Here is a 5,248-nt window from a genome sequence, read left to right on the forward strand (position 1 = left end):
GCGGCGGGCGTCGACAGTCCCTACGCATGAGGAGCCCCGTGACCGACCCCCTGCACGCGGAACTGCTGGAGCTGGCCCGGGAGGCGGCCCACCGCGCGGGCGCGCTGCTGCGGGACGGCCGTCCCGCCGACCTCGCGGTCGCCGCGACCAAGTCCAGCCCGATCGACGTCGTCACCGAGATGGACATCGCGGCGGAGAAGCTGATCACGACACTGATCGCCGAGCGCCGCCCGGACGACGGCTTCCTGGGCGAGGAGGGCGCCTCCACCGAGGGCAGCAGCGGTGTCCGCTGGGTGATCGACCCCCTCGACGGCACCGTGAACTACCTGTACGGCCTGCCCACCTGGGCCGTCTCCATCGCCGCCGAGCAGGACGGCGAGACCGTCGCCGGAGCCGTGGTGGCGCCCATGCGCGGCGAGGCGTACCACGCGGTGCGCGGCGGCGGGGCGTGGGCGACCGGTGCCTGGGAGGGCGAGCGGGAGCTGAGCTGCCGCCCCTCGCCGCCCCTGGACCAGGCCCTGGTCTCGACCGGCTTCAACTACGTCACCGAGGTCCGGGCCCACCAGGCCGACGTGACGCAGCGGCTGATCCCCCTGCTGCGGGACATCCGGCGCGGCGGTTCGGCCGCGATCGACCTGTGCGATGTCGCCGCGGGCCGTCTCGACGGCTACTACGAGCGCGGACTGCACCCCTGGGACCTCGCCGCCGGTGATCTCATCGCCCGGGAAGCGGGCGCGCTGACCGGTGGACGCGCCGGGGACGGCCCCTCCCGGGAGCTGACCGTCGCGGCCAGTCCGGGTGTCTTCGAGCCCCTCCAGCGGCTCCTGGAGGACCTGGGAGCCTGGCACGACTGACCGGATCACCGCTCATCCCTGCGTACGGGGGACGACGCGAACGGGCCCCGGCGCTGGATTCGCCGGGGCCCGTTCGTCCACGAGCTGATCAGACGCTGTACGCGCCGACCTCCACGCCGTGTTCGGCGGCGAGGCGGCGCAGGTCGTCGAGTTCGCCCTGCTCCACGTCGACGAGGAAGTCGTCGCCCTCGTCACGTGCCCGCGTCAGATCGGACTCGGTCGCCCTTATGCGCTGCAGAAGTCCTGCGGTGAATGCGTCCATGCGCTGCGCCCCCTCGTCCTGGGTGGGTGGGTCGGTGGCACGGGGGTGTGCCGTTCGAAAGGGACGATCACGTCCTGAGCGAATGCCCAGCGCCACCCGGCCGGGCGGCGGCGGTGCCGGACATCCACGCCCGCCCTGCGGAAGCGGACTGCGTCGCACCGCATGGTGGTGCGGTACATGCGGAGCGTGATCGCGGGATGTAAACCCGTCCTCCCCAGGCTCCCTTCCGCGGAAACCTCACCGCGCGAGAAAATCCCGTATTCCCGCCCCGTTCGCCCGGACGTTCCCCGGTCCCGCGGCCGTTCGCCACCGGCCGTTCCTCCGCCTTACAGCCGACTTACGGCCGAAAAGGGCAGGATGGAGGCAACACACCCACCCAGTACTCCCGCCCACGTGCGCCTTTCGGTGCCGCGCGGGTCCGGGACATGAGGAAGGACAAGCGACGTGCGCGTACTCGTCGTCGAGGACGAGCAACTGCTCGCCGATGCGGTGGCCACCGGACTGCGCCGGGAGGCCATGGCCGTCGACGTCGTGTACGACGGTGCGGCCGCCCTGGAGCGCATCGGCGTCAACGACTACGACGTGGTCGTCCTCGACCGCGACCTCCCCCTGGTGCACGGCGACGACGTCTGCCGCAGGATCGTCGAGCTCGGCATGCCCACGCGCGTGCTGATGCTCACCGCGTCCGGTGACGTCAGCGACCGGGTCGAGGGCCTGGAGATCGGCGCCGACGACTATCTGCCCAAGCCCTTCGCGTTCAGCGAGCTCATCGCGCGGGTGCGCGCCCTCGGCCGGCGGACGAGCGTGCCGCTGCCGCCCGTGCTGGAGCGCGCCGGGATCAAGCTCGACCCCAACCGCCGCGAGGTCTTCCGCGACGGCAAGGAGGTCCAGCTGGCGCCGAAGGAGTTCGCCGTGCTGGAGGTGCTCATGCGGAGCGAGGGGGCGGTGGTCTCCGCCGAGCAGCTGCTGGAGAAGGCGTGGGACGAGAACACGGACCCGTTCACCAACGTGGTGCGGGTGACCGTGATGACACTGCGCCGCAAGCTGGGCGAGCCGCCGGTCATCGTGACCGTGCCGGGCTCGGGCTACCGGATCTGATCCCCGTGGCCGCCACCCCCACACCGGCGTCCCCGCAGGCCCCGCCGAAGCCCACGTGGGACCCCCGCAGGCCGGTGCCGCCCTTTCCCTGGCTGCGTCCGACCATCCGGATACGGCTGACGCTGCTCTACGGCGGCATGTTCCTGATCGCCGGGATCATGCTGCTGTCGATCATCTACCTGCTCGCCGCCAACGCACTCAACGTGGGCAGCGACCTGCCCTTCCGGATCCTCTCGGGCGAGGTCTCCAGCGAACTCTGCAACCTGCGCAGTTCCCCGCTGCCCGCGGACGACCTCAACCGGGCGCTGAACGAATGCGTCAACGAGCAGCGCCAGCACGCCCTGGACGATCTGCTCAGCCGTTCGCTGCTCGCCCTGCTCGGTCTCGCGATCATCGCCTTCGCCTTCGGCTACGCCATGGCCGGCCGCGTCCTGTCCCCGCTGGGCCGGATCACCCGCACCGCCCGCGCGGTGGCGGGCTCGGACCTGTCCCGCCGGATCGAGCTGGACGGCCCGGACGACGAGCTGAAGGAGCTGGCCGACACCTTCGACGACATGCTGGAGCGGCTCCAGCGGGCGTTCACGGCCCAGCAGCGCTTCGTGGGCAACGCCTCGCACGAACTGCGCACCCCGCTGGCGATCAACCGCACGCTGCTCGAGGTGCATCTCTCCGACCCGGACGCGCCGGTGGAGCTCCAGCAGCTGGGCAAGACGCTGCTGGCCACCAACGAGCGCAGCGAGCAGCTCGTCGAGGGACTGCTGCTGCTCGCCCGCAGCGACAACCAGATCGTCGAGCGGGGGCCCGTCGACCTCGCCGAGGTCGCCGGGCAGGCCATCGATCAGGTGCACGCCGAGGCGGAGGCCCGGCACGTGGTGATCCGCGGGGACCGCAGGCCCGCCGTCGTCCAGGGCAACGGCGTGCTGCTGGAACGGATCGCCCTGAACCTGGTGCAGAACGCCGTGCGCTACAACGTGCCCGAGGACGGCTGGGTCGAGGTCACCACCGAGGTCCAGCACGGCCAGGCGGTCCTGGTGGTGTCCAACACGGGCCCCGTCGTGCCGGCGTACGAGATCGACAACCTCTTCGAGCCGTTCCGCCGGCTGCGCACCGAGCGCACCGGCAGCGACAAGGGCGTCGGGCTCGGGCTTTCCATCGTGCGGTCGGTCGCCCGGGCGCACGGCGGGCACATCTACGCGCAGCCGAGGGAGGGGGGAGGGCTCGTGATGCGCGTCACCCTGCCGATCTGACATCATGCCCCCGACACAACGGGGTGTTCGCTTTGCGCGGAATTTCCGGGGCACGTCTCCGGGACTCGCGTGTGTGATCGATCACAGGGGTGTTTTCCCGGTCATCCACTCTCCGTGATCATGTGTCGCGTCGGAAGGTCGGGAAAGTCCCGGTTTTCAGGGGCCCCGATCACGGGAAGTACACGGTGAGGCGCCTTTGATGTGCGGCGTTGGGACCGTGTACGGTCCCCATCGCCATCCAAGCCGATCACTCATGAGGGATCCGGTTGGGTGTCGATTGAGTAACAGACCTTGATGTGAGGCAAAATCTCCGCCTCAGGTCGGGCACAAGTCCGGCCTCTCACGCGTTACGTGCGCTGGAGACACCGCATACACCCAGAGGGGGAGAGCGACATGGCAACCGACTATGACACTCCACGAAAGACCGACGACGACGTCGACTCGGACAGTCTCGAAGAACTGAAGGCCCGGCGGAACGACAAGTCCGCCTCGGCCGTCGACGTCGACGAGTTCGAGGCCGCCGAAGGCCTCGAACTGCCCGGTGCGGACCTCTCGAACGAGGAACTGGCCGTCCGGGTTCTGCCGAAGCAGCAGGACGAGTTCACCTGCATGAGCTGCTTCCTGGTGCACCACCGCAGCCAGCTGGCCCGCGAGAAGAACGGCCAGCCGATCTGCCGCGACTGCGACTGAGGCGGGGTCGGCCGTGACTGGCTCGACCCCACCGCGGAAGCGCCGCTTCTTCACGAGGGGAGCGGACAAAGGGCCCCTCAAGGGCCCGCAGCACGAAACGCGTGACCCAGAGCGAGGCCCAGCCGGCAGCGGTGCGGCCTCGCTCGAAGCAGCATCCGGCCGGGGTGACCTCCCGGCACCCCTGGAGGTCACCGCGCCCGCGGCGCACAGAAGGGCCGCCGCGTTCCGCGAGAAGGCCCGGGAAGGCGTCCGCAACGGCGGCGCCCGCGCCCGTGCCGGTCTGGCGCACCTGGCGGACCGGATCATCGAGATCGCCCCGCGTCTGCCCGTACGGGACCTCGGGACGCTGCGCAGGCAGTTCGCCGGACTCGGACCCGAGGAGCTCGCGGACAAGCTCGTGGCCGGTGCCGCGAAGGCCACGGCCACGGTCGGGGCCGGCGTCGGCGCGGCGGCGATGTTGCCCGTACCGCCCGCGATGCCGACCGAACTGGCCGCCGAGATCACCGGCGTCGCCGCGATCGAACTCAAACTGATCGCCGAACTCCACGAGGTCTATGGCGTACGGCCGCCCGGCAGCCTCGCCCAGCGCAGCACCGTGTACCTCAACTCCTGGTCGGAGGAGCGGGGTGTGCAGGCCACCAGACCCTCGACGGTGAGCGTGGCCCTGAACAGCCGCATGAAGCGCGAACTGCGCCAGCGGATCATGAAGCGCACGGTCCGCAATCTGCCGAACCTGATGCCGTTCCTGGTCGGGGCCGCCGTCGGCGCCGTCATGAACCGCCGGGACACCAGAAAGCTCGCCACCCGCATCCGGGACGACCTGCGCAGAATCCAGGTGCCCTGGGACGCCCTGCCGGCGCTGCCCGCCCTGGAGCGCCCCGAGGACGTCCTTCCCGAGGACGCCCTGAAAGAACTCGGCGGGCACCAGACCCCGTGAGAGCCGTCTCCCGGGCGCGACGGCCATCACCCCTGCCCCCGCGCCTCCGCACGTCCCTGGGCCCTGCCCGGAGGCTCCCCGAAGCGCCGGAGCGGGCGCCCGGCGTCCACTGAGCGGGGGCGGCGCGGCGTGCCGCGTGAGCGTGAGCGGGGGTACGGGA

At 70.9% G+C, this 5,248-nt stretch carries 6 protein-coding genes; 5 read left to right on the forward strand and 1 reads right to left on the reverse strand.

Features of this window, described 5'->3' with window-relative positions:
* Window positions 1–38 precede the first annotated feature (38 nt).
* Window positions 39–854 (forward strand): inositol monophosphatase family protein, encoded by an 816-nt coding sequence (locus B9S61_RS11655; RefSeq protein WP_103542193.1) that lies wholly within the window; start codon window positions 39–41, stop codon window positions 852–854.
* A gap of 88 nt (window positions 855–942) precedes the next feature.
* Here B9S61_RS11655 and B9S61_RS40790 read toward each other — a convergent pair whose 3' ends face one another.
* Complete coding sequence (locus B9S61_RS40790) at window positions 943–1,116, reverse strand: hypothetical protein (protein ID WP_181007333.1); 174 nt, start codon at window positions 1,114–1,116, stop codon at window positions 943–945.
* Window positions 1,117–1,560: 444 nt separating this feature from the next.
* Here B9S61_RS40790 and B9S61_RS11660 point away from each other — a divergent pair, with 444 nt between their 5' ends.
* The 4 genes from B9S61_RS11660 to B9S61_RS11675 all read left to right on the forward strand — a co-directional run bounded on the left by B9S61_RS11660 (window position 1,561) and on the right by B9S61_RS11675 (window position 5,088).
* The gene (locus B9S61_RS11660) at window positions 1,561–2,214 is read left to right on the forward strand and encodes a response regulator transcription factor (RefSeq protein ID WP_007387794.1); all 654 of its coding nucleotides are present in this window, start codon (window positions 1,561–1,563) and stop codon (window positions 2,212–2,214) included.
* 5 nt (window positions 2,215–2,219) lie between these two features.
* The gene (locus B9S61_RS11665) at window positions 2,220–3,461 is read left to right on the forward strand and encodes a HAMP domain-containing sensor histidine kinase (protein WP_103542194.1); all 1,242 of its coding nucleotides are present in this window, start codon (window positions 2,220–2,222) and stop codon (window positions 3,459–3,461) included.
* A 393-nt stretch (window positions 3,462–3,854) separates the two neighbouring features.
* On the forward strand, window positions 3,855–4,151 hold the full coding sequence (locus B9S61_RS11670) for a DUF4193 domain-containing protein (RefSeq protein WP_003993510.1): 297 nt from the start codon (window positions 3,855–3,857) through the stop codon (window positions 4,149–4,151).
* Window positions 4,152–4,164: 13 nt separating this feature from the next.
* On the forward strand, window positions 4,165–5,088 hold the full coding sequence (locus B9S61_RS11675) for a hypothetical protein (RefSeq protein WP_103542195.1): 924 nt from the start codon (window positions 4,165–4,167) through the stop codon (window positions 5,086–5,088).
* Window positions 5,089–5,248: the final 160 nt, after the last annotated feature.

Source organism: Streptomyces sp. SM1 (genome assembly GCF_002910825.1).
GTDB lineage: Bacteria > Actinomycetota > Actinomycetes > Streptomycetales > Streptomycetaceae > Streptomyces > Streptomyces okerensis.